We start from the raw sequence: 26409 nt of genomic DNA, 5'->3' as shown, positions 1-26409 counted from the left end.
AGGACATTGCCATGAGTTCGATGCAACAGCCCGATTTGCCCTCGCAAATGCACGCAGCCCTGCTGCCCGATGCCCCGGTGGCCTTGCTGCGCCTGTCGGCCGAGGCCCGCGTGGTGGCCTGCAATCGCGCCGGCCTGGATGTGCTGGGCCAGACCGCCAGGGATCTGATCGGTGCGCCGGCCAGTGTGCTGTGGGGACTGGATGCCGCCAACCTGGTTGGCGACGAAGGCGTGTGGGCCGCTGCGGGCGACGACCCGGCCCGGCGCGTGCGCTATCTGCGCGACCACGCGCATGGCGGCTGGATGCTGTCGCTGCCGCATGTGGAAACCGCCGTGCTGCTGCGCGAGGCCACCCGCCTGGCCGAAGACAGCCGGCCGGTGCCGATTTCGCCGCTGTTGCAGCCGCTGGTGGCGCGCCTGCAGGCCGAGCACGAAGACCGCACGGTGCTGGAGCGCACTGCGCAGGCATTGGCTGGCTGCGAACTGGAACTACTGCTGCCCTCCGGCCTGGGAGAGACCGAGATGGGCCGCCGGCTGCAGGCCGGCTTCGGCAATCTGGCCGAAGCGATTCGCCAGGCAGTGGCGCTGTCGGTGCAGATTGCCGCCGAAGTGCCGCCGCTGGTGGCCGAGAACGATGAGATGGTGCGCCAGTCGCAGGCGCAGACCGACGCACTGGATGGGGCGCGGGACGCGGTGGGGCGGCTGTCGGCCAGCCTGCAGGACATCAATGCGGAACTGGCGCAGGTGATTGCGCTGGCCGCCAGCGCCGACGACAGCGCGCGCCAGGGTGTGGCCGCCGCGCACGCGCTGGGGCAGGCCATGCACGAGGTGGAGCGCCGGGCGGCACGCGCCGGCGAGGTCATCGAGGTGATCGACTCGGTGGCGTTCCAGACCAATATTCTCTCGATCAACGCCAGCATCGAGGCGGCGCATGCCGGCGAAGCCGGGCGCGGTTTTGCCGTGGTTGCCACCGAGATCCGCCGCTTGGCCGAACGTGCCGGTGCGGCGGCACGCGATGTGCGCGCGATCCTGGCCGAAACCAGCGCCGCAGTAGGCGAGGGCGCGGCTTCCGCACGCGGCACCGAAGCGGTGCTCGATGGCATCACCCGCGTGCTTGGCCAGGCCAGTACCGCGATGACCACGGTGGCCGGGCGCATCCAGGCGCAGGATGGCGAAATTCGCGGTATCGAGCAGGCGGTGGATGGCGTGGTCGCGCTGGGCCGCAGCAATCTGCAGCACGCCGCGCATGTGGCCGAACGCAGCGAAGCGCTGGAGCGCGGCACGGAAACCCTGCGCGATTGCGTGGGCCTGTTCCGGTTGCCGGCCGACCCGCTGCAGGTGCCGCGGCATGCCCGCGTCAAGGAGCTGGCGGTTGCCGCCGCAGGCAAGATCGGTACGGCGTTGGCGCAGGCCATCGCGCGCGGGCAGATCGACGAGGCCGCGCTGTTTGCGCGCACCTACCTGCCGATTCCCGGAGTGGAGCCGCCCAAGTTCAGTACCGACTTCGACGCGTTGTGCGACCAACTGCTGCCGGCTCTGCAGGAACCCTTGCTGGAGGCACACCCATGGATCGTCTTCGCGATCAGCGCCAATCCCGACGGCTATGTGCCCACCCATAACCTGCGCTTCACCCAGCCGCTGACCGGCGACCCCAAGCGCGATCTGGTGGGCAACCGCACCAAGCGCAAGTTCACCGACCGTGTTGGCCGCAGCGTCGGCGCACACACCGACCCGTACCGCCTGCAGGTCTATCGCCGCGACACCGGGCAGATCATGTTCGACCTGTCCGCGCCGATCTTCGTGGCGCGCAAGCACTGGGGCGGTCTGCGGGTGGGGTATACGCTGGAATGACCTCGCATGCGGGCGGGCCGGCATTGGGAGGCGGCGCGTTTCGTGTTCTAATTCGCGTCGAAGTGGGGGTACCGCGTCATTGCGCGGTTGAGATAGTCCCTTCGAACCTGATCCGGCTCATACCGGCGTAGGGAAGCTTCGTGAGATGCGATGGTCCGTGCCTGCATGGGGCCTGCGTATTGAGCGCCGCCGCTTCGTCCGCACTGCGACTCCGTCGCAGGGCCAGCGCCACCGGTGCTGGTCTTCCAGCACACAGGACGATGTCATGAACGCCGCGCCCACCGTTTTGCAGCAGCACGCCCAATCCCTGTCCGAGGCCGTGACCCAGCCGATTCCCGGCTCCCGCAAGAGCTTCGTGCAGGGCTCGCGCCCGGACCTGCGGGTGCCGATGCGCGAGATCGCATTGACCCGCACTCCGACCCTGTTCGGTGGCGAAGACAACCCGCCGCTCAGCGTCTACGACACTTCCGGCCCCTATACCGACCCGCAGGCGACGATCGATCTGGCCGCCGGCCTGGCGCCGTTGCGCGCGGACTGGATCGCCGAACGCGGCGATACCGTTGCACTGGAGCAGCTCAGTTCCAGCTTCGGACGCGGTCGCGAGCAGGACGCGCGGCTGGACGCGGTGCGCTTTGCCGCGCGGCGCCTGCCGCAGGTTGCGCGCGCTGGGGCCAACGTCACCCAGATGCATTACGCGCGCCGCGGCATCGTCACCCCGGAGATGGAGTTCGTGGCCATCCGCGAAAACCAGCGGTTGGAGGCGGTCGCCGATGCGGTGCTGCGTCAGCAGCATCCGGGCGAGCAGTTCGGCGCCGCGATCCAGCAGCGCATCACGCCGGATTTCGTGCGCGAGGAGATCGCCCGCGGTCGCGCGATCCTGCCCAACAACATCAACCACCCCGAGAGCGAGCCGATGATTATCGGCCGCAATTTCCTGACCAAGATCAACGCCAACATCGGCAGCAGCGCGGTGTCTTCCGGCATTGCCGAAGAGGTGGAAAAACTGGTGTGGGCGATCCGCTGGGGCGGCGACACGGTGATGGATCTGTCCACCGGCAAGCATATCCACGAGACCCGCGAATGGATCATCCGCAATTCGCCGGTGCCGATCGGCACGGTACCGATCTACCAGGCATTGGAAAAGGTCGACGGACGCGCCGAAGAACTCACCTGGGAGATCTTCCGCGACACCTTGATCGAACAGGCCGAACAAGGCGTGGACTATTTCACCATCCATGCCGGCGTGTTGCTGCGCTATGTGCCGCTGACCGCCAAGCGTCTCACCGGTATCGTGTCGCGCGGCGGTTCCATCCTGGCCAAATGGTGCCTGGCCCATCACAAGGAAAATTTCCTCTACACCCACTTCGAAGACATCTGCGAGATCATGAAGGCCTATGACGTGGCGTTCTCGCTCGGCGATGGCTTGCGTCCTGGCTGCATCGCCGATGCCAACGATGCGGCGCAGTTCGGTGAACTGGAGACGCTGGGCGAGCTGACCCGGCTTGCCTGGAAGCACGATGTGCAAACCATGATCGAGGGTCCGGGGCATGTGCCGATGCAGCTCATCAAGGAAAACATGGACAAGCAGCTGCGCGAATGCGGGGAGGCACCGTTCTATACGCTGGGGCCGCTGACCACCGATATCGCGCCCGGCTACGACCACATCACCAGCGCGATCGGCGCGGCCATGATCGGCTGGTACGGCACCGCGATGCTGTGCTACGTCACGCCCAAGGAGCACCTGGGCCTGCCCAACCGGCAGGATGTGCGCGACGGCATCATGGCCTACAAGATCGCCGCGCATGCCGCCGATCTTGCCAAGGGCCATCCAGGTGCGCAGGTGCGCGACAACGCACTGAGCAAGGCGCGCTTCGAGTTCCGCTGGGAAGACCAGTTCCATCTCGGCCTGGATCCGGAAAAGGCCAAGGAGTTTCATGACGAAACCCTGCCGAAGGACGCCCACAAGCTCGCGCATTTTTGTTCGATGTGCGGCCCGCACTTCTGTTCGATGAAGATCACCCAGGACGTACGCGATTACGCGGCCGAACACGGGATGGGTGAGGAGCGGGCACTGGCGGCCGGCATGGAAGAAAAGGCAGTGCAGTTCCTGGAGCAGGGGGCGCAGGTCTACCGCGCCTCGTAGGCTGCCAAGACCACGGAGCGGGTAGCCTGACAGGAAGAGTTCAGTTAGCTCCGGCGCAAGTCGCCGGGTGCTGCGCACCTGCCGCGCGGCAATCCGCCGGCAGGCAGCTACGGCCGATAAGGCTCTCGGGCTGCAGAGCTGAATCGCAGATAAAAAAAATCGCGCCAGAAGGCGCGAAGAGAACAGCATGGTTATTTGAATGCGTCGGCGAGAGAGAGAGAGCCTGACGTCGCCGCCGGTCATGGCTGGCAACGAGGCATAGGGTAAAATTTGCAACAAATGGATGCATGACGCAGTCGGTCGTGGTCCTTTGCTGAATTTGGCGTTTCGCGTCCCGGCGCGGTGCGTTCTTTGCCGTCTTTTGCGTGCGATGCGTTTCTTTGCCGATGAGTGTCCCTCCCGCTAATGCAATGCCCGCTGGCCGGTTGCGTGTCGGCCAGTGCGTGGTCGACGTCGCCTCGCGCGAAGTGCATGTGCCCGGCGCCCGGCGCGCACTACGCCTGGCACCGAAGTCGCTGGCGGTGCTGCTGACGCTGGCGCGTCAGCCGGGGCAGGTGGTCAGCCGCGAACAGCTGTTGGCCGAAGGGTGGCCGGACACCTTGCCCACCAACGACGTGGTGACCCAGGCGGTGACGCAGCTGCGCAAGGCGTTTGCCAGCCAGGGCAGCGAGCGTTCGCAGCATATCGAGACCATCGCCAAGACCGGCTACCGCCTGATCGCAGCAGTGGCGTGGGAGACGCACACGCCGGCGCTGCCATCGCCGCCGGCGGATTCACCACAGCCCGCGCCGCTTCTCGTGCACACCTCGCCTGCCGAGGCGCCGCCGACGACAGGCACCGCCGCCTCGGCACACGACGGTTCCGTGCCGTTACCGAGCGCGCCTGCTCCGGATGCATCGGTCGTCGTGCGGCGGCGCTGGATGGCCCTGGGGGTGGCGAGCCTGGCGCTGCTGGTGCTGGGTCTGGCGATGCAGGCGCTGTGGCCGGGTGCGCCGTTGGCCGAAACCGGCCCCGCATCGGCCACCGTGCCGGGCAGTCCCAAGCGGCCCTATCAGGTCATTACCGCCGGTGGCGGTTTCGACCTCACCCCCAGCCTGTCGCCGGATGGGTCGATGGTGGCCTATGCCTCGTTGACCGAGGGTCGCCTGAGCACCTCGATCCTCATCAAGCGCACCGATAGCGCCTACCCGCACGTGCTGCAAACACCTGCGGCGCGTGTTTCCGATCGGCTGCCGGCGTGGTCGCCGGACGGGCGGGACATCGCCTTCTCGCGGCAGTCGCCCGACGGCACCTGCCGGATCATGATCGCTGCCGCGGCCGGTACCGCAGCGGCGCGCGAAGTGGCGCGCTGCGACGGTGCGGACATGCTCAGTTTCACCTGGTCGCCGGATGGGCGCGCGCTGCTGTTCGGCAGCATGACCGGGGCACGGGCTTGGCCGCGTATCCGCCGCCTGGACCTGGATGGTGGTCAGTGGCAGCCCTTGAACTACAGTGCTAGCGCGAGCGATTTCGACTACGCGCCGCGCTACTCGCCCGACGGGCGCTGGATCGTGTTCCTGCGCAATCCGCAGCTGGGCGACCTGTGGCGGATTCCCGCGCAAGGTGGCACCGCCGAACGCTTGACCCACGACAACGCCGATATCCGCGGCTGGAGCTGGTTGCCGGACGGCAGTGCAGTGGTCTTCGGGCGCCGCGTGGACAGCGAGGCGCGGTTGTATCGGCTGGATCTGCACGATCACCGCCTGCACGACCTGGGTGTGGACGATGCGCAGGCGCCTGACGTGGCGGGCGGCCATCTGGTGTTCGTGCAACGCAGGCCGCAGTTCCGCCTCTACCAGGTCATCCACGACCCCATGAACGGGGGCTACATCCGACGTCGGTTATTTGCCTCCAGCGGGCGCGATGACCACCCGGTGATCGCGCCCGATGGCCGCCAGCTGGTGTTTGCGTCCAATCGCTCCGGCGCCTATGGGCTGTGGTGGGGCGATGTCACGCGGCCCGGCTCGGTGCGCCTGATCGAAGGCGTGCGGCCGGATGCGCGCCAGGCCGCCGACTGGTCGGCCGATGCGCGCAAGGTGCTGGTCAGCGGCAGCGATACGCAAGGGCACGCGGCCTTGTTCGAGGTGACGCCGGGAACAGGCAAGGTGGTGCGCCTGCCGGTGCCGCAGGCACGGCTGCTGCAGGCGCTCCATCTGCCCGATCCCGACCGTTTGCTGGTGGTTGCGGCGGGCGAGGATGGACACACCTTCGCCACCGTGTACGACAGGCGTAGCCAGCTGTGGCGCGCCCTGGCGTCGCTGCCGGATGTGTCACAAGTGCGTCTGGACCGCGTCAGCGGACAACTGCTGTTGACGCGGCTGAGCGGCGGCGGCCTGTGGCAGATCGCACCCTCGTTGGCGGCCGACACCTTGCAGGCCGTCGACCCGCAGCAACCCTCGCGCTGGCGTTACCGGGCCTGGGCGCCGGGCGTTGCCGGGCAGGTGCATTACTTGTTGTCCACCGACACCTGCGCCACCTACGACGCGGCGCTGCGCGTGGGCCATGGCCGGTGCCTGGACGCGACCAAGTTCGCCACCATCAATGGCTTCAGCGTGGACCAGCGCAGTGGTGCGTTGTATGTGGCCCTGGCCGAGGAAGACGGCAGTGCGATCGCCCACATGCCGCTGCCGGAGCGCCCTGGTGCCACGCTGGGCTTCATTTCCAACCTCTTGATGATGCTCAGGAAAATGGCCTCGTAAGTTCTTCGGAAAGGCTTCGTGGCGATTTCGGCACAGCTTCGTCGGAACGTCCTGACTGGCGCCGGATTCGGCAAAACACTGGGCGCTCTTTTGTACAGGGGGCCGCCAACATGCAACAAGTCATCCTCGCCGACCGCGGTCTGGCCGTGCTGCTGGACGCTGCCAGCGACGCGACCCCGACGACGTGTCTGGCGGTGTCGCGGCTGGGCAGCATCCGCACCGTCTCGGCCACCTTCACCTTGTGGGTGCAGCTGCGTGGACGCGCCTGGGTGGAGTCCAGGGAGGGACGCTTCCGGCTGCGTGCTGGCGACTGGATCGCCTTCGACAAGGACTCCCAACCCACCGTGCAGGCCGATCGTGGTGCGCTATGCGTTGGTGTCGGCCTGGATAGCGATAGCCTGCAAGCGCTGGCCGAACTGACCGATGCCACCCTTTATCCCGGACGCAGCCAGTTGACGCGCAGCGATCTGCGCATTGCACTGCGGCTGTGGCGCAACGCGGCCACGCGTAGCGACACTGCCTCGGCACGGCCGCTGCTGTTGCATCTGGCCGCCATGCAGCGCGGTTTCATTGCACAGGAACAGCGCTGCCCGGGGCGTTCGCGCAGCCGCCGTCGCCAGGTCTTCGGCCGCATGCAGCGCGCCCGGCTGTACCTGGAGGGCAACAGCGATCGGGTGGTCCGCATCAGTGAACTGGCGCAACTGACCAACTTCTCCAGTTGGTACGTCTCCAAGACCTTCCAGAGCCTGTACGAGGAAAGCCCGCAGGCCTTGTCGGCCCGCTTGCGCCTGGAGCGCGCCTCGGATTTGCTGCGTGACACCTCGATGATGATCGGCGAGGTCGCGGCCGCCAGCGGCTTCGATAACTGTTGCAGTTTCGCCCGCGCGTTCCGCGCACGCTTCGGCGTCTCTGCCTCCCATTACCGCGACCAGGCAAGCATTCCGCCAGAGTCGGCAAAGCCACGGAACGTGACCCGCAAAGCGACGGCGTTCACGCAACCGTAATTTGCACAGGGGCGCTTAACGCGCCACTAACGAACCCTGGAGAGATTGATGAACCTTCGCACTTCCGTAGTGCGGCTGGGCCTGTTGCCCGCCGGTATTGCGATCGCGTTGACGCCGGCGTTTGCCGCCAATGCACAAGAGCAGTCCGCCCCGTCGACCACGACGCTGGACCGCATCGAGATCACCGGCTCGCGCATCCGCTCGGTCGACGTGGAAACCGCCCAGCCGGTGTTCACCGTGTCCCAGCAGGACATCCAGAAGTCCGGTCTGGTGAGCGTTGGCGACATCCTCCAGAACCTGTCGATCGCCGGCACGCAGACCTACAGCAAGGCGGCGGTGCTGACCTCCAACGCGGAGCAGGGCGGCCAGTACGTCAACCTGTACAACCTGAATGAAAACCGCACCCTGGTGCTGGTGAATGGCAAGCGTTGGACCAGTAGCCTGAACGGCCTGACCGACATGTCCACCATCCCCAGCTCGCTGATCGAGCGCATCGAAGTCCTGAAGGACGGCGCCTCGGCGATCTATGGCTCCGATGCCGTGGCCGGTGTGGTCAACATCATCCTGCGCCAGAACTACGACGGTGCCGAAGCCTCGGCGTACTTCGGCCAGAACGGCCGTGGCGACGGTTCCAAGGAGCAGTACTCCTTCACCGCCGGCACCACCACCGATCGTTCCTCGCTGGTGTTCGGCGCCAACTACACCAACGAAGACCCGGTGTGGGCCAAGGATCGCGCGCTGACCCGCTATTCGGCCGGCCCGAACCATATCGAAGACGGCCTGAGCGCGACTGGCCCGTGGGGTCGTTTCACCTCCGGCGGCGAAACCTTCATCCTCAACCACACCGGTTCGTTCGACGGCCGTGGCGTGGGTGCCGATTCGCGCAATATCGCCAACTACCACAACGACATCACCACCGACGATTACTTCAACTCCGTCGACCAGATGATGTTGCAGCAGTCCAGCCGCAACAAGTCGATCTTCACCACCGGCAGCTACAACCTCACCGACAGCCTCACCTTCAAGTCGACGGCGATGTACTCCGAGCGCGACTCGAACCGCCAGATTGCCGGTTACCCGCTGCAGGCCGCTTCGCAGCCGCAGTTCCCGGTGGCGATCAGTGGCGCCAGCTACTACAACCCGATTGGCCAGGACATCACCAGCTGGTTCCGTCGTACGACCGAACTGCCGCGCACCACCGAAAGCAACGTCAAGAGCCTGCACTTCGATGCAGCGCTGGAAGGCGTGTTCGACGTTGGCAGCCATGGCTGGAACTGGGACGTGGGCTTCAACTACAACAAGTACGATGTAACGCAGGTGTCGCGCGGCAACATCAACCTGCTGGCGTTGCAGAAGGCGCTGGGCCCGTCGTTCCTCAATGCACAGGGTCAGGTGCAGTGCGGTACCGCAGCGGCTCCGATCGCGCTGGGCACCAGCAATGCGCTGGGTCAGTGCACCCCGTTCAACATCCTGGGTGGCCCGTCGGCCTCCACGCCGAACGCGCTGCAGTACATCAATGCGCTGGGCCAGTCCACGCAGCAAAGCCTGAGCAAGCAGTGGACCGCCAACATCACCGGCGGCCTGGTGGATCTGCCGGCCGGCGAGCTGGGCGTCGCCGCAGGCTTCGAACACCGCCAGATCAGCGGCTATGACTTCCCGGACCAGCTGTCCAGCGCCGGTTACACCACCGACCTCGCTGCGCAGGCCACCGAAGGTCGTTACCAGACCAACGAAGCCTATCTGGAACTGCTGATCCCGGTGCTGAAGGATCTGCCGGGCGCCAAGGAACTGTCGTTCGACGTGGCCGCGCGCTACAGCAACTACAGCCGCTTCGGCGACACCACCAACAGCAAGTTCAGCTTCACCTGGAAGCCGATCGACGACCTGCTGGTGCGCGGTACCTACGGCACCGGCTTCCGTGCGCCGACGCTGTCGGACACCTTCGGCGGCGGCTCGCAGACCTTCGACACCTTCACCGACCCGTGCGATGCCACCTTCGGTTCGCTGGGCAATGCGGGCGTGGCAGCACGTTGCGCGGGTCAAGTGCCGGCTGGCTTCCGCCAGACCGACACGGCCGGTAACCCGGTGACGCGTCGCGACGTGCAGGGCAACGCGCCGTTCAATTCCGGCGTGGGCAATGCGGAGTTGCAGCCGGAAAACAGCATCACCCGTACCGTGGGCATGGTGTACAGCCCGCAGTGGGTGCAGGGCCTGGACCTGTCGCTGGACTGGTACCGCATTTCGATCTCCAACATCATCACCGCGCTGACCGCCAATGATGTGTTGAACAATTGTTACCTCAATAATCTGGAAAACTACTGCGCAGACTTTGCGCGCGATGCGGTCACCGGCCAGGTCACCACGCTGAGCCGCGGCAACGTCAACCTGGGTCGCCTGGAAACCGAAGGCTACAACTTCGGCGTGCGCTACCGCATGCCGGAAACCGCCTACGGCAAGTTCGCCTTCAACCTGGACACCAACTACCTGGCGACCTACAAGTCGCAGGCCGAGTCTGGTGCAGACTGGGCCAATTCGGCCGGTTACTGGAACTTCCCGCGTGTGCGCGCCACCCTGGGTGTGGACTGGTCGCTGGGTTCGCTGTCGGCCAACTGGAACCTGCGCTACTACGGCGGCTTCCGTGACTACTGCTGGGATGCAGCGGCTGGCATCGAGTGCAACGATCCGACCTACCAGACCGCCAATCCGGGCTGGGGCGGCGGTACCGGCGCCAACAAGAAGGGCTCGATCTCCTACCAGGACGTGTCGGTTACCTGGCAGGCTCCGTGGGACGGCAGCGTGACCGTCGGCGCCCGCAACATCTGGAACAAGCAGCCGCCGGTGACCTACTCGATCACCAACAGCAGCACCGCAGCGATCGATCCGATGCTGGACTACGACCGCTTCCTGTTCGTGCAGTACAACCAGCGCTTCTGATGATCGAAGCGTCGTGACACAGACGCGGGCTGAATGCCTGATGCCAGTCAGTTAACGCTGACTGGCATTTTTTTTGTGTATTCACCAACGTGGTTCTCGAACACGCTGCGTCGGGCACGACGTGGCTGCAGCGCAACAACGCAACAACGCAAGACGACTTGAACACGAGGGAATGCAACGATTGCAATAGTGCAATGGTTGCACTAAAGTACGATCGTGCCGACGATCATCCGCCTACAGAACTGCACCATCACCATGTACGCCGCTGACCACCAGCCGCCACATTTCCATGTGCGCATGCGTGATGGCCGCGAGGCGCTTGTCATGATCGCCACCCTCAAGACCCTGACCAGCAGCCTCAAGGCGCGTGAACTGGCCGAGGCCCTGGAATGGGCTGCCGGCAACGTCCCTCTCCTCAATGCCAACTGGCAGGAGTTGAATCCGTGAACCAGCCGCAGTTTTTTATGACCCGTGCCACGCTGGCGGGTCGTGCCCGCCTCGCCCTTTCTTTTGCGGATGGGTTCGCCGCCGAGGTGGATCTCTCCAATGTGATCGACGCTCACCCCACCCTTGCCCTGCTGGCCGATCCTGACGTTTTCGCACAGGTCGGCCTGGACGAATGGAGCCGGGGCGTCACCTTCGCCGGTAACGATGCCTTGACCCTGGCGAGCGACAACCTGCGCGCAATGGCGATCGAGCAAGCCGGCCATTTTTCCCACTCGCAGGTCATCGCCTGGATGGAATCCCACCACCTGACACTGGACCAGGCCGCCGATGCGCTGGGTCTCAGTCGGCGGATGCTGGCTTACTACAGGAGCGGCGAGAAGCTGATCCCCAAGACGGTCGGCCTTGCCATGATCGGGTGGGAGCTGATCGACAGGACCGGCTCTGGCAGGGCCAACGAGGCGCTGGCTTACGCTCAGGTTGCCTAGCAGACTAGCCCAGACGTTCCTGCGCTGTTGCGAATCCGTGCAAAGACGTTCTTGTAGATCGCAACGGCTTCTCGCGCCTTGTGTCGTTTCAGTGGCAGAACGCGGTCAGCCGATCACGCTTCGGTAAGACCCAGCAGGGTATCGGCCTGTTCGCGCCAGGTGGGCAGGCGGGCGATCACGCCAACCTTTGACAGATACTCTTCGTCCACCATCTCGCCGCTGGCCAGTGCCGTGGCCACATGCACCGCGCCGGTGACCCAGAAGCTGCGCACGCTGGAGCGCTGCGGGTGGCGATGGAAGGCGACCGCTTCGATGATCGGCATCGGCAGGCCCCACAGGCCAAGCAGGTAGGCGCCGGCTTCGGTATGACCCAGGCGCTCGTCGCCGCCTTCCGGCAGTGGCTCGCGCTCGTCGCGCACACCCGGCAGCAGCAGGCCGATATCGGCCAGCAGTGCAGCGGTGGAACCCAGTTCCGCGCTGGTTGGCGGCAACACCTTGGCTGCCAGCCGCGAGGAGAGCAGGGAGCGGCGCTGCATCACGCTGCGCTCGGCCGGTGTCAGCGTCTGTATCGAGAAGACCTCGCTGACCAGCACTAGGTCGCGCAGCGTCGCCACGCCCAGGCGGGTGACCGCCGTGCGCAGGTCGGTGATGCTGCGCCCGCCGGAGAAGAACGCCGAGTTGCACAGCTGCAACACCTTGGCGGCGATGGCCGGGTCGCCCGCGATCAGCTTGGCGATATCGGCCGCATCGGCGCCATCCTGTTCTTCCAGCGCATGCATCAGGCTCAGGTATAGATGCGGTGGCGAAGGCAGTTTCTCGATCCGGCCAATGGCCGCGCGCAGGCGTGGGTTGCCTAGCAGATCGCGCAATTCTTCCAGGCTGGTGACCGCTTCGAGCAGCACCTCCGGTGCCAGCGGCATCGGCAGGAAGCGGTGTGCCACGCCGATGATGCGGGCGGGCGGCGTCCGCTGGCCGTCCTGGGCATCGATCAGCGCGATCCGGATCGTGTCCGGCCGCAGGGTGCGGATCTGCCCCAGCAAGGTGGCGGCCGTCAGGTCCGGCAGCACCGGCGCCACGATCACCGCATCGAAGGGCGACAGCGCGGCCGCGGCGATCGCCGAATTTCCATCGGCGACCCGCTGCGCCTGCCACTGCTCGCCGAGCTCGGCAACATAGTCGATCAGGTCGGACGGAAGGCTGGCTTCGTCCCCCACAAACAGAATACGCAAGACATTTCCCCAGATGTCACCGGTGACGGACACCGGTCATACGCAATTGGCAATGTACCTAATCTGCCGCCGGCGGTCATCGGGATCACGCCGGAAGCGTGATCCCGAGCGCCCCGCACTGCGCGGGGCCATTGCATGCCGAACCGCTCAGGCCACGTCGGAATTGAAGCGTTCCACCGATTCGACCAGGATGCGCTTGGCCTCGGCTGCACCGCCCCAGCCGTCTAGCTTGACCCACTTGCCCTTCTCCAGATCCTTGTAATGTTCGAAGAAGTGGCCGATACGCTCCATCCAGTGGCTGGACACCTGGTTGATGTCCTCGATGTGCGCGTAGCCGGAGAAGATCTTCTCGATCGGCACCGCCAGGATCTTTTCATCGCTGCCGGCTTCGTCGCTCATGCGCAGCACGCCCACCGGGCGGCAACGCACCACCGAGCCCGGCACCAGCGGCAGCGGCAGCACCACCAGCACGTCGGCCGGATCGCCGTCGCCGCACAAGGTGTTGGGCACATAGCCGTAGTTGCAGGGGTAGCGCATCGGGGTGGACAGGATGCGATCGACGAAGATCGCCCCGCTGGCCTTGTCCACTTCGTACTTGACTGGCTCGGAATCCTTGGGGATTTCGATGACGACGTTGATTTCTTCCGGCAGATTCTTGCCAGAGGTGACCAGTTCAAGACCCATGCGCGTAGCTCCGAGGCGTCAGCAGTGTGTGGAGCGCGATTCTACGCGTTCGGCTGTTGCGCTGCAGCGACCCTGAATGGGCGCAGATCCGATGGCCGGCCACGGCCTGACGGTGCGGCTGGCCGGACCCGCCCGATTGCGCCGCCCGCGCCGCCGCGCCAACCCGGAAGCGCCGCAGGCGCGGCTGGCCGGTCAGCCGCGCTAGAGCAAGGGCACCAGCAACAGCGCCACGATGTTGATGATCTTGATTAGCGGGTTGATCGCCGGGCCTGCGGTGTCCTTGTACGGGTCGCCGACGGTATCGCCGGTGATCGCCGCCTTGTGCGCCTCGCTGCCCTTGCCGCCGAAGTGGCCGTCTTCGATGTATTTCTTGGCGTTGTCCCAGGCACCACCGCCGGTGGTCATGGAAATGGCCAGGAACAGCCCGGTGACGATGGTGCCGATCAGCAGGCCGCCCAGTGCGCGCGGCCCCAGCAACACGCCCACCACGATCGGGACCACCACCGGCAGCAGCGAGGGCACGATCATTTCGCGGATCGCCGAGCGGGTCAGCATGTCCACCGCCCGGTCGTACTGCGGCTTGGCGGTGCCGGCCATGATGCCGGGGATCTCGCGGAACTGGCGGCGCACTTCTTCCACCACCGCGCCTGCCGCACGGCCCACCGCTTCCATCGCCATCGCCCCGAACAGATACGGAATCAGGCCGCCGATCAACAGGCCGATGATGACCGTGTGGTCGGACAGGTCGAAGGCAAACACCTGGCCGGGATGGGCGGCCTGCAGGTTGTGGGTGTAGTCGGCGAACAGCACCAGCGCGGCCAGCGCCGCCGATCCGATCGCATAGCCCTTGGTCACCGCCTTGGTGGTGTTGCCCACCGCATCCAGCGGGTCGGTGATGCTGCGCACTTCCGGTGGCAGCTCGGCCATCTCGGCGATGCCGCCGGCGTTGTCGGTGATGGGGCCGTAGGCGTCCAGCGCCACGATCATGCCGGCCATGGACAACATGGCGGTGGCGGCAATGGCGATGCCGTACAGGCCACCGAAGTGGAACGCGCTCCAGATCGCGGCACACACCGCAATCACCGGCAGCGCGGTGGATTTCATCGAAATTCCCAGCCCGGCGATGATGTTGGTGCCATGGCCGGTGGTACTGGCAGAGGCAACCTGTTGCACCGGCGCGTATTGGGTGCCGGTGTAGTACTCGGTGATCCAGACGATCAGGCCGGTCAGCACCAGGCCGATCACTGCGCACAGATACAGCGCGGTGGCGCCATGGCTGTTGTCGCGCATCAACACCTGGGTAATCGGCCAGTACGCCAGCGCCGCCAGGATGCCCGAGACGATCACCCCCTTGTAGAGGGCGCCCATGATCGAGCCGCCGGTCTTGACCTTGACGAAGACCGCGCCCACGATCGAGGCGATGATCGAAACCCCGCCCAGCACCAGCGGATACAGCACCGCATGCGGCCCCGTCTCGGCCAGGGTCAGGCTGCCGAGCAGCATCGTGGCGATCACGGTCACCGCGTAGGTTTCGAACAGGTCGGCCGCCATGCCGGCGCAATCGCCCACGTTGTCGCCCACGTTGTCGGCAATCACCGCCGGATTGCGAGGGTCGTCTTCGGGAATGCCCGCTTCCACCTTGCCCACCAGGTCCGCGCCCACATCCGCGCCCTTGGTGAAGATGCCGCCGCCCAGGCGCGCGAAGATCGAGATCAGCGACGACCCGAACGCCAGCCCCACCAGGGCATGCAGGTTCTGCTCCAGCGCCAGCCCCATGGCCTGCAGCACGGCGTAGTATCCGGCCACGCCGAGCAGCCCCAGGCCCACCACCAGCATGCCGGTGATCGCGCCACCGCGGAACGCCACGTCCATCGCCTTGCCGATGCCCTGGCGCGCGGCTTCGGCGGTACGCACGTTGGCCCGCACCGACACGTTCATGCCGATATACCCGGCCAGCCCGGACAGCACGGCGCCGAGCGCAAAACCAATCGCGGTGTACCAGCTGAGGAACAGCCCGACCAGCACGAACAGCACGCCGCCAACGATCGCAATGGAGAGGTATTGCCGGTTGAGATAGGCGCGCGCGCCCTCCTGGATCGCGGCGGCAATTTCCTGCATGCGGGCATTGCCGCTCGGCTGCGCGACCACCCAGCGCGCCAGGATCATCCCGTAGACGATTGCCACCACCGCACAACCCAGCGCAAGTACCAACCCGTAATGTTCCAGCATGACCCCTCCCAAAGAATGGATGTCATCCGGTCGGACGAACCAAGGGCGATGCACGACGAGTGGAGGCGATTACGGACTCGACGGCCGCAAGGGCCACAATGCGCGTCGCGATGTTCAATGGCCGGATCGCGGCCGAGTATGCGCCGCTGTTTGCAGGGGTGCCACCACAACGGCTTTGGCGTGTCGTTCAGTTGCTGCGTGACAGCCTGCGGCCACCACGATCCAGCCGATCCTAGGAAGTGACCATGTCCAACTACACCGCGTCCAGTTCCGCCACTGTGCTGCTCGCCATGCTTTTCGCTGGCAGCGCATTGGCTGCAGACCCCGCCCCGGAACTGAAGCCGCGTGCGCCCGGTACCGCGCAGGCGATCGGCGCCGTTCACACCTTGCGACAGATCCCGGAGGCCTGTGCGCGGATCGAGGGAGTGTTCACCGGAAATGCCGCGCAGCCGTACACGGTCTCAGTGGTGCGCAGCAGCCCCACCTGCCAGCCACGCGCACGCTTGGTGGACTACGCCGAGGCCGCGCCCAGCGTTGCGTCGGGCTGGATCTTCAACGACGTGATCCGCGTCCCCAGCGCGGCCTGCCCCAGCCAGCAGGCAGTGGTGCGCATCTGGCGCAAACCGGTGGACGCCAAGCCGCAGCTGGATGGGCAAGGCCAGTCGCGCATCTATCTGGAAGACGCCAAGCAGCAGGCGGCTGCGGGAAGAATCCCGCAGGTGCCGATGTTCGCTGCGCAGCAGGTCATGGAAGGCAAGGCCTGCCAGTGAGGAGTGTGAAGACCGCAGGCGTGGTGGAGCGACGCCTGCGCGCGCAAGGCTAGGCCACCAGTCCTGCTGGATAGATGACCGTCGGCATCATGCGAAGAGCGCCGGGAGGAACGCGATCCTCCCGGACGCGCAAAGGTCAGTTGCTTTGAGGAAAGCTAATCCCGGGCGATGCGCCACCGAAGGAAGTGCAGCTACCGAGTGTCAGGTTGTTCTGCTCAAACGTCTCGCCGGAATCGCCTATGCAGGCCGGCGCATTTGCCGTGCCGTCGTTTACGGCAACATTCACCGTCACGCGTGAGCCCCGGTTGAAAGATACAGTCTGCGTGCGTGCGCCATTTCCGAACACATTGAATTCGGACTTGCGCCAGATCTTGTTGATATGCACCGTGGAAGCGGCCTGGCTCACGCTGTAGGCACGCCCGTTGATCGAGAACGTTGCGGTGTCAACACCTCCTGAGGTCGCTGATCCGGTGAGTTTGACACTGCCGATGCCCGACACCGGCACCAGCGGTGCGCTCACCGAATCGCTGTTATGGACGCATGCGTTGCCATCGTAGGCATCCCAGCCAGATGGGCAACCGACGGCCTTATACTCCGCAGAACTCGTTGCATAGACCCAGCTTTCGATGAAGACGACCGGCTGGAAGCCATTGCTGGAGTCCCCATCAAAATCGCTGGAGTACACGTACTGCTGCCAGGTCTTGCACGAGGAAAAGCCGAATTGCGCGCAAGCGGCTGGATTACTGTCGTTGTCGGTGTTGATCTGCAGCGAGTACTGGACAACGCCGGTTGTGACGCCACTGACGCTTGGAAACGAACCGACCACCGAGCGGGTCGGCCTGCTTGAGAGCGCGGCATAATCGTTCCCGTTACCGACGACGAGCGCCTGATCGGCGGTGGCAGTGGTTCGACCGCTGCCATTTGCAGTGCGCTTTCGTCCTACGATCGCCTTCGGCGGTGGACCGCAACGCACCGCCTGCCAACCTTTGTCCGGGAACGTAGAGCGGAAGCAGCCCTCCATGTTGGGTGCCTCCTGCCTAAGCGTTGACTCCCACCCCGACATGGCTTCAACACGGCCCGCCTCACTCATTGCGGAGACAGCATCCACAACCCCTACGCTGGTAATGCTCCCAATGATGCATGCCCTAAACACATGCTTCGATTTGGATTTCATAACGTTTTATTCCCCATGAAGATCGAGTTAACGAGCATCCTTAGAGCGTCAAAAGTCACAGGGCTAGGAGCAGAAGGCGCAGCTTCGGTAGCGAAGTAATAACTTCATGCTGATCGCATACGGTGAGTGCCGTCACTAAGCTCGCCACCAAGATGGTGGGAACTCAAGGAGTGAGCTGTGCCGCCAGGGTTTCGGCATTTGATGCATATCGTCTGCCATTTTCGTGCGTTTCATCCTGGCGCGAGCCGTAGCGCCAAGTTGCAGGTAGCCCAATTGAACCGGCTGCCACTCCCGTGGCGCATCGATCTGGCAGCCATCTGTCGCCACATTCACGGCGATGCCGCGTTGGCATCAAGCTGCTGCTTCGATGCGGCGGCACGCCATCGTCTGCCTGTCCAGGTGCGGATGCGTCAACACCTGGAGCGCGGCGGCCTGGCTGGGCTCAGCCTTCCCAGGCCGGCAGTTTCTTCGCCACCGCCACGTTCTTCAGGCTGACGTATTTCGGTAGGCCATCGCTGCCGTAAGCCAGCGGTGCTTCGCCCTTGATCAGCGGTGCGAAGTAACGACGGGCGCGCTCGGTGATGCCGAAGCCGTCCTTGCGCAGGAAGCTGGGCGGCATCTTCTTTTCGTGGTTGGCCACCTTGTGCAGCGGAGCCGGTACGATCTTCCAGCGATATGGCGTATCGCTGACGCGTTCGATCACCGGGATCACCGCGTTCATGCCCTTGAGGGCGTACTGCACGGCCGCCTTGCCCACGGCCTGGGCCTGTTCCCAGTCGGTCTTGGACGCCAGGTGACGCGCGGAGCGCTGCAGGTAATCGGGCAGCGTCCAGTGGACCTTGTAGCCCAGCTCCTGTTTGACCTGTGCGGCGAGGAGCGCGGCGACGCCGCCGAGTTGCGCATGACCGAACGAATCGGCCGCGCCGCCGGCATCGGCGACGAAGCGGCCGTGTGCGTCCTGGATGCCTTCGCTGGCCACCACCACGCACCAGCCGACCTTCTCCACAATTTGTTTCACCTTGGCCAGGAACACTGCCTGGTCAAAGGCGCGCTCGGGCAGCAGGATGATCTGCGGTGCGTCGTCCGGTCCCTGGCCGGCCAGGCCCGCGGCGGCGGCCAGCCAGCCGGCGTGGCGGCCCATCGCCTCGTAGATGAAGACCTTGGTGGAGGTGTCGGCCATGGCGGCGACGTCCAGCGCGGCCTCACGCACCGACACGGCGGTGTACTTGGCGGCCGAACCGAAGCCGGGGCAGGTATCGGTCACTGCCAGGTCGTTGTCGATGGTCTTGGGCACGCCGATGCACTGCAGCGGGTAGCCATAGGCTTTGGCCAGCTGCGAGACCTTCCAGGCGGTATCGGCCGAATCGTTGCCGCCGTTGTAGAGGAACCAGCGCACGTCGTGCGCGCGCAGCACCTCCAGCAGGCGGTCGTACTTGGCGCGGTCGTCTTCCAGCGACTTGAGCTTGTAGCGGCACGAGCCGAATGCACCGCCGGGCGTCTGCGCCAGTGCGGCGATCGCGGCAGCTGATTCTTTGGAGGTGTCGATCAACTCCTCGCGTAATGCACCCAGGATGCCATTGCGCGCGGCCAGCACCTTGATCTTGCGCGCGCGCGCTTCGCCGATCACGCCGGCGGCAGTGGCATTGATGACGGCGGTGACGCCGCCGGACTGGGCATACAACAGATTGCCGGTGGTCATAGGGGACAGGCTCCTCACAGGGGCGATGGCGCAAGGGACAGTGCCGGGACATTCCCGGGATGCGGTAAGCTGCACGACCATACGGTCAGCGCTGGCGAAGACCTGAGTCTAACGCCGCCAACCGCAACGCGTTTTTCTTCGAAAGTGGAGTCCACTGATGCGATTGGTTCTGTTGGGACCGCCCGGTTCGGGCAAGGGCACCCAGGCTGCACGGCTCAAAGACAGCTTTGAGATCCCGCACATTTCCACCGGCGACCTGTTGCGCGCCGAAGTGGCCGCCGGCTCGCCGCTGGGTCTGAAGGCCAAGGAAGTCATGGCACGCGGCGACCTGGTGTCCGACGACATCCTGTTGGGTATGCTGGAAGCCCGCCTTGGCCAGGCCGATGTCGCCAAGGGCTTCATCCTGGACGGCTACCCGCGCAACGTGGCGCAGGCCGACGCGTTGGAGGAGTTGCTGGGCAAGATCGGTCAGCCGCTGGATGCGGTGGTGCAGCTGGACGTGGCCAGCGAACTGCTGGTCGAACGCATCGCCGGGCGCGCCAAGGCCGAAGGCCGCGAGGACGACAATCCGGATTCGGTCCGCAAGCGTCTGCAGGTCTACACCGATTCCACCGCACCGGTGATCGGCTTCTACGCGCAGCGCGGCAAGCTGGCGCGCGTGGACGGAGTGGGGGCGCTGGACGAGGTGCTGGAGCGGATCGGCACCGCACTCAAGCGTTGATCCCATCCGGGCCGGATCGAGCGCCGGCCCGGACGCCCGCTGCGGTGTACGGGCGTGGCGGCGCAGCGGCAAAGAAAAACCCCGGTCGTACAAGACGACCGGGGTCTAAATAACGCCAGTAATAGGCTTGCTCAGAGCCTCGACAGCATGAGCTCCCTGGGGATTTGGCCGCTTGGGGAGTGGACCAAAGGGTGCTGCGACTGGCGTTCAGCAGAGTGATGGATGTGACGCAGTTCGCATATCGGGAAATTCCTGACAGTACGGTAGGGTTTTTCTGACAGTGGCCCCGGCGAATGACCGGAAGGTCACGCCGCTGCGGTGATCGGCGACAATGTGCCGCATGAGCAAACTCCACATCCTCGGCATTGCCGGGACTTTCATGGGCGGTGTGGCCGCCCTGGCGCGTGAACTGGGCTGGCAGGTGGAAGGCAGCGACCAGGCCATCTACCCACCGATGTCCACCCAGCTGGAAACGCTCGGCATCGCGCTGGCGCAAGGCTACGTGCCGTCCAACATTTCGCCTGACGCCAGTGACGTGGTCATCGGCAACGCCTTGTCGCGTGGCAATCCGGCCGTGGAAGCGGTGCTCGATGCCGGCCGACGCTACACCTCCGGCGCCCAGTGGCTGGCCGAGCAGGTGTTGCCGGGCCGCGACACGCTGGCGGTGGCCGGCACGCACGGCAAGACCACCACCACCACCATCCTGAGCTATCTGCTCGAGGCGGCTGGCCGGGCGCCCGGCTTTTTGATCGGCGGGGTGGCCGAGGACTTCGGCGTTTCCGCACGGCTGGGCCAGGGCCGCGAATTCGTGGTGGAGGCCGACGAGTACGACACCGCGTTCTTCGACAAGCGCAGCAAGTTCGTGCACTACCGGCCGCTGGTGGCGATCCTCAACAATCTCGAATACGACCACGCCGATATCTTTCCCGACGTGGCCGCCATCCAGCGCCAGTTCCATCATCTGGTGCGCACGGTGCCGGCGCGTGGGCGATTGATCGTCAATGGCGAAGACGCGCGGCTGGCCGAGGTGCTGGCGATGGGCTGCTGGACACCGGTGGAGCGGTTCGGCTTCGATGCGCGGCTGGAATGGAGCGCGCGCCTGATCGCCGCCGACGGCAGCGTATTTGCCGTGGCCCATCGCGGTGTGGAGATCGGCCAGGTGCAGTGGCCGCTGGTGGGCCGGCACAACGTGCTCAACGGGCTGGCGGCATTGGCCGCAGTGCATGCGGTGGGCGTGGAGCCGGCGACGGTGATGCCGGCGCTGGCACGCTTCCAAAGCGTCAAACGGCGGCTGGAAGTGCTGGGCCAGGCGCGCGCCATCACCGTCTACGACGACTTCGCGCATCACCCCACCGCCATTGCAACCACGCTGCAGGGGCTGCGCGCCAAGGTGGGGGCGGCGCGCGTGGTGGTGGCGATGGAGCCGCGTAGCAACTCGATGCGCCTGGGCGCGCATGCGCAGGCGCTGGCGCCGTCGCTGCACGATGCCGATGCGGTGGTGTTCCTGCATCGGCCGGAACTGCCCTGGGATGCGGCGCCGATCATCGCGCAGATACGTGGCGATGCGCGCGTGGCACATGATGTCGATGCATTGCTGCACACCTTGGGCGAGCTGGCGCAGCCGGGCGACCATGTGGTGTTCATGTCCAACGGCGGCTTCGACGGCGCGCCGCGTCGCTTCCTGGCGCAGCTGTCCTGATGGCGCCGCTTCCCTCCACTGCCGACACCAGCGCACTGCCGCTGTTCCCCTTGCACAGCGTGCTGTTGCCGGGTGCGGCGATGGGCTTGCGCGTGTTCGAACGCCGCTATCTGGATCTGGTGCGCGACTGCGGCCGCAACGGCACCCGTTTCGGCGTGTGCCTGATCCTGGAGGGCAACGAAGTCGGCGTCCCGGCCACGCCGGCCGCGTTCGGTACCGAAGTGCGCATCGAGGATTTCGATGTGGGCGCCGACGGGGTGCTGGTGTTGCGCCTGCGCGGCATGCGCCGCTTCCATGTGCAGCGCTCGCGTATTCGCGACAACGGCCTTGTGGTGGGTGACGTCGCCTGGTGCGATCCCGATCCGGACGACGAGTTGCGGCCCGAACACGCGCTGCTGTCCACGGTGTTGGAGCGCATGCTGGAACAGGCCGGCGGCGAGTTCGCATCGGTCGGTCCGGGGCTGCTGGATCAGGCGGCATGGGTGGGATGGCGGCTGGCCGAACTGCTGCCGCTGACCGAACAACAGCGCCTGTCGCTGTTGCAGGTGGGCGATCCGCACCAACGGCTGGACAATGTGCTGGAATGGATGACCTGACCCGGCAATCCCGCCTTGCGGGTGCCCCATCACCACGCTTGCACCATGACAGCGGCAGACTGCGCGCGCATGAGTGCGCTGCGCAACGGCATCCGTGCAGGGGATGCGCGTCACGGCGACACCGAATCCTTCCCGATGGAGTGTGCTTTTGATTATCGACGTCAAGCCGCGCGTGGCCGATGTCATCAGCCAGGTCTGGCAGACCCTGGCGGTGTTGTTCGTCTGGGATGTGTTGATCACCATCATCTACTACGTGCTGCCATTCCGCGCGCCGGCATTGCCACTGACCATTTTCGGTTCGGCGTTGGCGTTGTTTCTCGGATTTCGCGCCAATTCCACCTATCAGCGCTGGTGGGAGGGGAGGGTGTTGTGGGGCCAGATGATTAATGCCTCGCGCAATCTGGCGCGCCTGAGCGTGAGCATCCTGTCGGCACCGGAGGCCGCCGCGCTGGGCCGCACGATCGCGCGGCGGCAGGTGGCCTACGTCAATGCCTTGCGCTGCCAGTTGCGTCGGCTGCCGGTGGCGATGGCGCTGGAATCGCACCTGGAGGCCGACGAAGCGGCGGCAGCGATGACGCGCACCAACGTGGCCAACGGGCTGCTCGACAGCACCGGCCGCGACGTGGAACAGGCACGGCGCGCCGGCTGGATCGACAGCATCCAGCAAGCCAGCGTCGAACGCATCCTGGTGGACATCGCCAATGCGCAAGGCGGCATGGAGCGGCTGAAGAACACACCGCTGCCGTACCAGTACCGCTTCTATCCCACGCTGTTCACCCGGCTGTTCTGCGCGGCGTTACCGATCGGGTTGGTGGAAACCCTGCAATACGCCACGCCGGTGGGATCGACGTTGGCCGGGTTGATGTTCCTGGCGGTTCTCAAGATCGGCGACGAATTGGTTGACCCGTTCGCCAATACCATCCATGACCTGCCGTTGGACAGCATGTGCCGCACGGTGGAGATCGATGCCCTGCAGGCCATTGGTGAAACCACGCCCGGGCCGGTCCAGCCGGTGGACGGCGTGCTGTGGTGAGATGCACCGCGCCTGGCGGCCGCCCACGGTGGCGACACGCGCTCAGGTCATCGGCGCGTCGGTAGCGACGCCGAACCTGCGGCATCGCGCTGCGGCTGGATCGGCGCTGCCGCATCGCCATGCATCACGGCACCGGGGGTACTGTCGATCAGGATCACCGGCACCTGCGAGCGTCCACGTTGCGCCACCCGATGCGGCAGCGCGCCGAGCGCATCGCGCAGCGCGTTCAGCGCCGGGTCCACGCCGCGCAGCGGATACCACAATCCGATCAGGCTGAAGTGGCGGCTGTAACGCAGGGTCTGCGTACTGCCTACCCATAAGGGTTCGGCGCCGGGCTGCAGGCGCGCTGCCGCCGGCCACAGCCGCAGCACATGCACATGCCCGGGTGCCGCATGACGCACCATCAGCAGCGCCTCGACCCGCGTGTCCAGGGTGGCGGGCAGGATCGGCACCTCGTCCGGGCGGCCGCCGACATCGAGCAGATGCAGCGCCTGTTCCCAGCCGGCCTGCGGTTGCGCCCGCCAGCCGCGCAATTCAAGTTGCCGCTGCAACGGCGCCAGCGGGCCGGCCAGCTGCACATCCAGCGGCCATCGCTGGTTATCGTCGAATTCGTTGCGGCGCGCCGGCAGCAACCGCCACTGGCTGTCCCACCAGTCGCTGGCGGGCAGGTCCATCAGCAGCGGCGGTGGCGGTTCGAACTTGGCCAGCTTGGCCTCCAGGTTGCGCGGGGCGAAGAAGATCGCGCAGCTCAGGAAGGCGCCGTAGAAGATCCACGCCACCGGCTTGACCCAGAACGCGCGCGTGGCGCGACGGCGATAGGCAATGCCCAGCACCAGCAGCCAGAACACGCCGAACAGCATCCCGCCGACCACGTCGCTGAGCCAGTGCGCACCCAGATACAGCCGTGCAAAACCGATCAACGACACCAGCGCACCGCTGACCAAGTACGGCCACACCCGGCGGCGGCCCGGCAGTTCGCGCGCGATCAACAGCGCAAAGAAGCCGAAGCCAATCGTTGCCATGGTGACCGCCACCGACGGAAACCCGAAACCGCTACTGGCCGCAGGCGGGCGCACCACCTGCACGGTGGCCCCCAGCAACTGGGTCAGGGCTAGGCCGAACGCCAGCGCGATCACCCAGTGCGTGACCGCCATCCAGCGCCGGCGCCATGCCAGGTAGCCCATCGCCGCGGCAATCGCTGGCAGCAGCACCTGCCAGTCGCCCAGCGAGGCCAGCGCCACCATCGGGTAATCGGCCAGCGGGTTGCGCAGCGCCAGCATCAGGTCGTGCACGGCCAAGTCCACGCGCAGCGGCTCGCCGTGCGCCAGCACCACCATCAGCAGCACGAACCAGCCCCAGCCGAGCAGCAACAGCATCAAGGCCATCATCGCCAGCGGCACCGATTCACGGCGGCGCGGGTCGAACACGCTGACCGACCAGTTGCCCAGCACCGGATGCCGATGCGACCACTCCAGCAACCGCGCCAGCAGCGCATCCAGGTGCCCGGCGGACCAGCGATACGAGTACAGCACCATTGCCCAGGCCAGCCCGATCACCGCCGCCAACAAGGCCACCACCACGAACAGGCGCCCGGCCACGGCGGCCACCGCGTCGTAGGCGGTGCCCAGCACCCAGCCCGGCACCAGGAACAGCAGTGCCCAGGAAATGCAGGCCAGCCCGCTGGCGATCAGGTAGCGCTTGAACGGCATGTGCGACATGCCGGCGATGGCCGGTACGAACGGCCGCACCGCACCCACATAGCGGGCGATCAGGATGCTCTTGAAGGCATTGCGCCGGAACAGCAGCTCGCCGCGTTCCAGCAATTGCGGATAACGCCGGAACGGCCAATAGGTGTGCAGCTGGTGGCCCCAGCGGTGGCCCACCCAGAAGCTCAGTGCATCGCCGACGAAGGCGCCCAGCGTGGCGCAGGCCACCGCGTATGGCCCGTTGATCTGGCCGAGCCCGATCAGCACGCCGATGGCGAACAGCAGCGGCAGCGCGGGCACGATGGCCCCCAGCACGATCACCGCATCACAGAATGCGATGGCAAAGATCACCACGCCAGCCAAGGTGGGGTGGTGTCCGATCCACTCCAGCGTGGCGTCGATCCATGAGTTCATTCCCGAATTATAGGTGGGCATGGCGACGACTGACTTGCGCCCTGCTCACATCTGGCGGTTTGCTTCACCTCAGGTTGCAACCGCCCCGGCGTTGCATGCCTTTGGCACAGCGGCGCCCGCATTGACGATGTGGCGATGCGCACCGCCCGTCTACAATGGGCGATGAGCGACGATCCCGCCGGCAACCTGCCGCTGAAGTCCGACACCTTCGGACGCATCCTGCTGGTCCGCGATGCCGGCCGCGTGTTCGTGCGGCGCGACCTGAGCGTGGCGCCGTGGCTGCTGCGCGGGGTGGCGTGGTGGCTGGCGCGGCGCGAAGCGCTGGCGCTGCGCCAGCTCGATGGCCTGCCGCACACGCCGCGCCTGCTGCAGTGGAACGGGCGTCATCTGGACCGCAGCTACCTGGCCGGCGAGGCGATGTACCAGCGCCCGCCGCGCGGCGATTTGGTCTACTTTCGGAGTGCGCGCAGGCTGCTGCAGCAGCTGCATCGGCGTGGCGTGGCGCACAACGATCTGGCCAAGGAAGCCAATTGGCTGGTGCAGGACGATGGCAGCCCGGCGGTGATCGATTTCCAGCTGGCGGTGCGTGGCCACCCACGCGCGCGCTGGATGCGTCTGCTTGCACGTGAGGACCTGCGCCACCTGCTCAAGCACAAGCGCATGTATTGCCCGGCCGCCATCACCCCGGTGGAACGCCGCGTGCTCAAGCGCCGCTCCTGGGTGCGCGAGCTGTGGTTCGCCACCGGCAAGCCGGTCTACCGTTTCGTGACCCGCCGCGTGCTGCACTGGGAAGACAACGAGGGGCAGGGGCCGAAGCCCTGAGTGGCTGGGATTGGTTGTTCGGGATTGGGGAT

20 protein-coding genes and 1 riboswitch are annotated in these 26409 nt (G+C 65.8%); of the genes, 14 read left to right on the top strand and 6 right to left on the bottom strand.

The features are described from left to right. Positions 1-11 precede the first annotated feature (11 nt). From XcuCFBP2542_RS05275 to XcuCFBP2542_RS05245, 7 genes are all read left to right on the top strand, one after another. Positions 12-1850, top strand: coding sequence for a methyl-accepting chemotaxis protein (locus XcuCFBP2542_RS05275; RefSeq protein ID WP_167526938.1), 1839 nt, complete (start codon positions 12-14; stop codon positions 1848-1850). A 54-nt stretch (positions 1851-1904) separates the two neighbouring features. Continuing rightward, a riboswitch (TPP riboswitch) is annotated at positions 1905-2002 on the top strand. A gap of 113 nt (positions 2003-2115) precedes the next feature. After that, positions 2116-3993 carry a phosphomethylpyrimidine synthase ThiC gene (thiC, locus tag XcuCFBP2542_RS05270; RefSeq protein WP_104602566.1) on the top strand — a complete coding sequence of 626 codons (1878 nt, stop codon included), beginning with the start codon at positions 2116-2118 and terminating at the stop codon, positions 3991-3993. 410 nt (positions 3994-4403) lie between these two features. Further along, a complete protein-coding gene (locus XcuCFBP2542_RS05265; protein ID WP_104602565.1) occupies positions 4404-6731 on the top strand; it encodes a winged helix-turn-helix domain-containing protein in 2328 nt (775 codons plus the stop codon). A 110-nt stretch (positions 6732-6841) separates the two neighbouring features. Continuing rightward, positions 6842-7735, top strand: a complete 894-nt coding sequence (locus XcuCFBP2542_RS05260; protein ID WP_104602564.1) for a helix-turn-helix transcriptional regulator — start codon at positions 6842-6844, stop codon at positions 7733-7735. 48 nt (positions 7736-7783) lie between these two features. Next, the gene (locus XcuCFBP2542_RS05255) at positions 7784-10669 is read left to right on the top strand and encodes a TonB-dependent receptor plug domain-containing protein (RefSeq protein WP_170066953.1); all 2886 of its coding nucleotides are present in this window, start codon (positions 7784-7786) and stop codon (positions 10667-10669) included. A 216-nt stretch (positions 10670-10885) separates the two neighbouring features. Then, the gene (locus XcuCFBP2542_RS05250) at positions 10886-11116 is read left to right on the top strand and encodes a DUF4160 domain-containing protein (protein WP_208800393.1); all 231 of its coding nucleotides are present in this window, start codon (positions 10886-10888) and stop codon (positions 11114-11116) included. Further along, positions 11113-11601, top strand: a complete 489-nt coding sequence (locus tag XcuCFBP2542_RS05245; protein WP_104602562.1) for a DUF2442 domain-containing protein — start codon at positions 11113-11115, stop codon at positions 11599-11601. The genes XcuCFBP2542_RS05250 and XcuCFBP2542_RS05245 overlap by 4 nt, the downstream gene beginning before the upstream one ends. 113 nt (positions 11602-11714) lie before the next feature. Here XcuCFBP2542_RS05245 and XcuCFBP2542_RS05240 read toward each other — a convergent pair whose 3' ends face one another. Together XcuCFBP2542_RS05240 and ppa are read right to left on the bottom strand one after the other, a co-directional pair. Further along, positions 11715-12863, bottom strand: coding sequence for an HDOD domain-containing protein (locus XcuCFBP2542_RS05240; protein WP_167526936.1), 1149 nt, complete (start codon positions 12861-12863; stop codon positions 11715-11717). Positions 12864-12977: 114 nt separating this feature from the next. Then, positions 12978-13514, bottom strand: coding sequence for an inorganic diphosphatase (gene ppa, locus XcuCFBP2542_RS05235; RefSeq protein ID WP_104602561.1), 537 nt, complete (start codon positions 13512-13514; stop codon positions 12978-12980). 76 nt (positions 13515-13590) lie between these two features. On the opposite strand from ppa, the gene XcuCFBP2542_RS20220 reads away from it, so the two are divergent. After that, positions 13591-13719, top strand: a complete 129-nt coding sequence (locus tag XcuCFBP2542_RS20220; protein ID WP_267313091.1) for a hypothetical protein — start codon at positions 13591-13593, stop codon at positions 13717-13719. On the opposite strand, the gene XcuCFBP2542_RS05230 is transcribed toward XcuCFBP2542_RS20220, so the two are convergent. Next, entirely contained in the window at positions 13716-15743 is a 2028-nt protein-coding gene (locus XcuCFBP2542_RS05230) for a sodium-translocating pyrophosphatase (protein ID WP_104602560.1), read from the bottom strand. The two genes, XcuCFBP2542_RS20220 and XcuCFBP2542_RS05230, sit on opposite strands and share 4 nt — an antisense overlap. Positions 15744-16033: 290 nt before the next feature. Here XcuCFBP2542_RS05230 and XcuCFBP2542_RS05225 point away from each other — a divergent pair, with 290 nt between their 5' ends. Continuing rightward, positions 16034-16513 (top strand): hypothetical protein, encoded by a 480-nt coding sequence (locus XcuCFBP2542_RS05225; RefSeq protein WP_104602609.1) that lies wholly within the window; start codon positions 16034-16036, stop codon positions 16511-16513. Positions 16514-16649: 136 nt separating this feature from the next. On the opposite strand, the gene XcuCFBP2542_RS05220 is transcribed toward XcuCFBP2542_RS05225, so the two are convergent. Both XcuCFBP2542_RS05220 and XcuCFBP2542_RS05215 read right to left on the bottom strand, forming a co-directional pair. Further along, positions 16650-17687: a hypothetical protein gene (locus tag XcuCFBP2542_RS05220; protein WP_274391969.1), complete on the bottom strand. Its 1038-nt coding sequence runs from the start codon at positions 17685-17687 to the stop codon at positions 16650-16652. A 442-nt stretch (positions 17688-18129) separates the two neighbouring features. After that, on the bottom strand, positions 18130-19386 hold the full coding sequence (locus XcuCFBP2542_RS05215) for a 6-phosphofructokinase (protein ID WP_104602558.1): 1257 nt from the start codon (positions 19384-19386) through the stop codon (positions 18130-18132). A 157-nt stretch (positions 19387-19543) separates the two neighbouring features. Here XcuCFBP2542_RS05215 and XcuCFBP2542_RS05210 point away from each other — a divergent pair, with 157 nt between their 5' ends. From XcuCFBP2542_RS05210 to XcuCFBP2542_RS05195, 4 genes are all read left to right on the top strand, one after another. Then, positions 19544-20107 carry an adenylate kinase gene (locus XcuCFBP2542_RS05210; RefSeq protein ID WP_104602557.1) on the top strand — a complete coding sequence of 188 codons (564 nt, stop codon included), beginning with the start codon at positions 19544-19546 and terminating at the stop codon, positions 20105-20107. Between the two features lie 340 nt (positions 20108-20447). After that, positions 20448-21806 carry a UDP-N-acetylmuramate:L-alanyl-gamma-D-glutamyl-meso-diaminopimelate ligase gene (gene mpl / locus XcuCFBP2542_RS05205; RefSeq protein WP_104602556.1) on the top strand — a complete coding sequence of 453 codons (1359 nt, stop codon included), beginning with the start codon at positions 20448-20450 and terminating at the stop codon, positions 21804-21806. Then, positions 21806-22402, top strand: coding sequence for an LON peptidase substrate-binding domain-containing protein (locus XcuCFBP2542_RS05200; RefSeq protein ID WP_104602555.1), 597 nt, complete (start codon positions 21806-21808; stop codon positions 22400-22402). The genes mpl and XcuCFBP2542_RS05200 overlap by 1 nt, the downstream gene beginning before the upstream one ends. A gap of 148 nt (positions 22403-22550) precedes the next feature. Next, positions 22551-23435: a bestrophin family protein gene (locus XcuCFBP2542_RS05195; protein ID WP_104602554.1), complete on the top strand. Its 885-nt coding sequence runs from the start codon at positions 22551-22553 to the stop codon at positions 23433-23435. Between the two features lie 47 nt (positions 23436-23482). Here the strand turns inward: XcuCFBP2542_RS05195 and XcuCFBP2542_RS05190 are convergent, their stop codons facing one another. Then, positions 23483-25555 (bottom strand): bifunctional DedA family/phosphatase PAP2 family protein, encoded by a 2073-nt coding sequence (locus XcuCFBP2542_RS05190; protein WP_223214356.1) that lies wholly within the window; start codon positions 25553-25555, stop codon positions 23483-23485. Positions 25556-25717: 162 nt separating this feature from the next. Between XcuCFBP2542_RS05190 and XcuCFBP2542_RS05185 the strand changes: the two genes are divergently transcribed. Beyond that, positions 25718-26377, top strand: a complete 660-nt coding sequence (locus tag XcuCFBP2542_RS05185; RefSeq protein WP_104602553.1) for a serine/threonine-protein kinase — start codon at positions 25718-25720, stop codon at positions 26375-26377. The last annotated feature ends 32 nt before the right edge of the window (positions 26378-26409 follow it).

Source organism: Xanthomonas cucurbitae (assembly GCF_002939885.1).
GTDB classification, from domain to species: Bacteria; Pseudomonadota; Gammaproteobacteria; order Xanthomonadales; family Xanthomonadaceae; genus Xanthomonas; species Xanthomonas cucurbitae.
The sequence above is the reverse complement of the archived record's forward strand: the minus strand, read 5'-3'. Positions and strand labels throughout refer to the sequence as shown.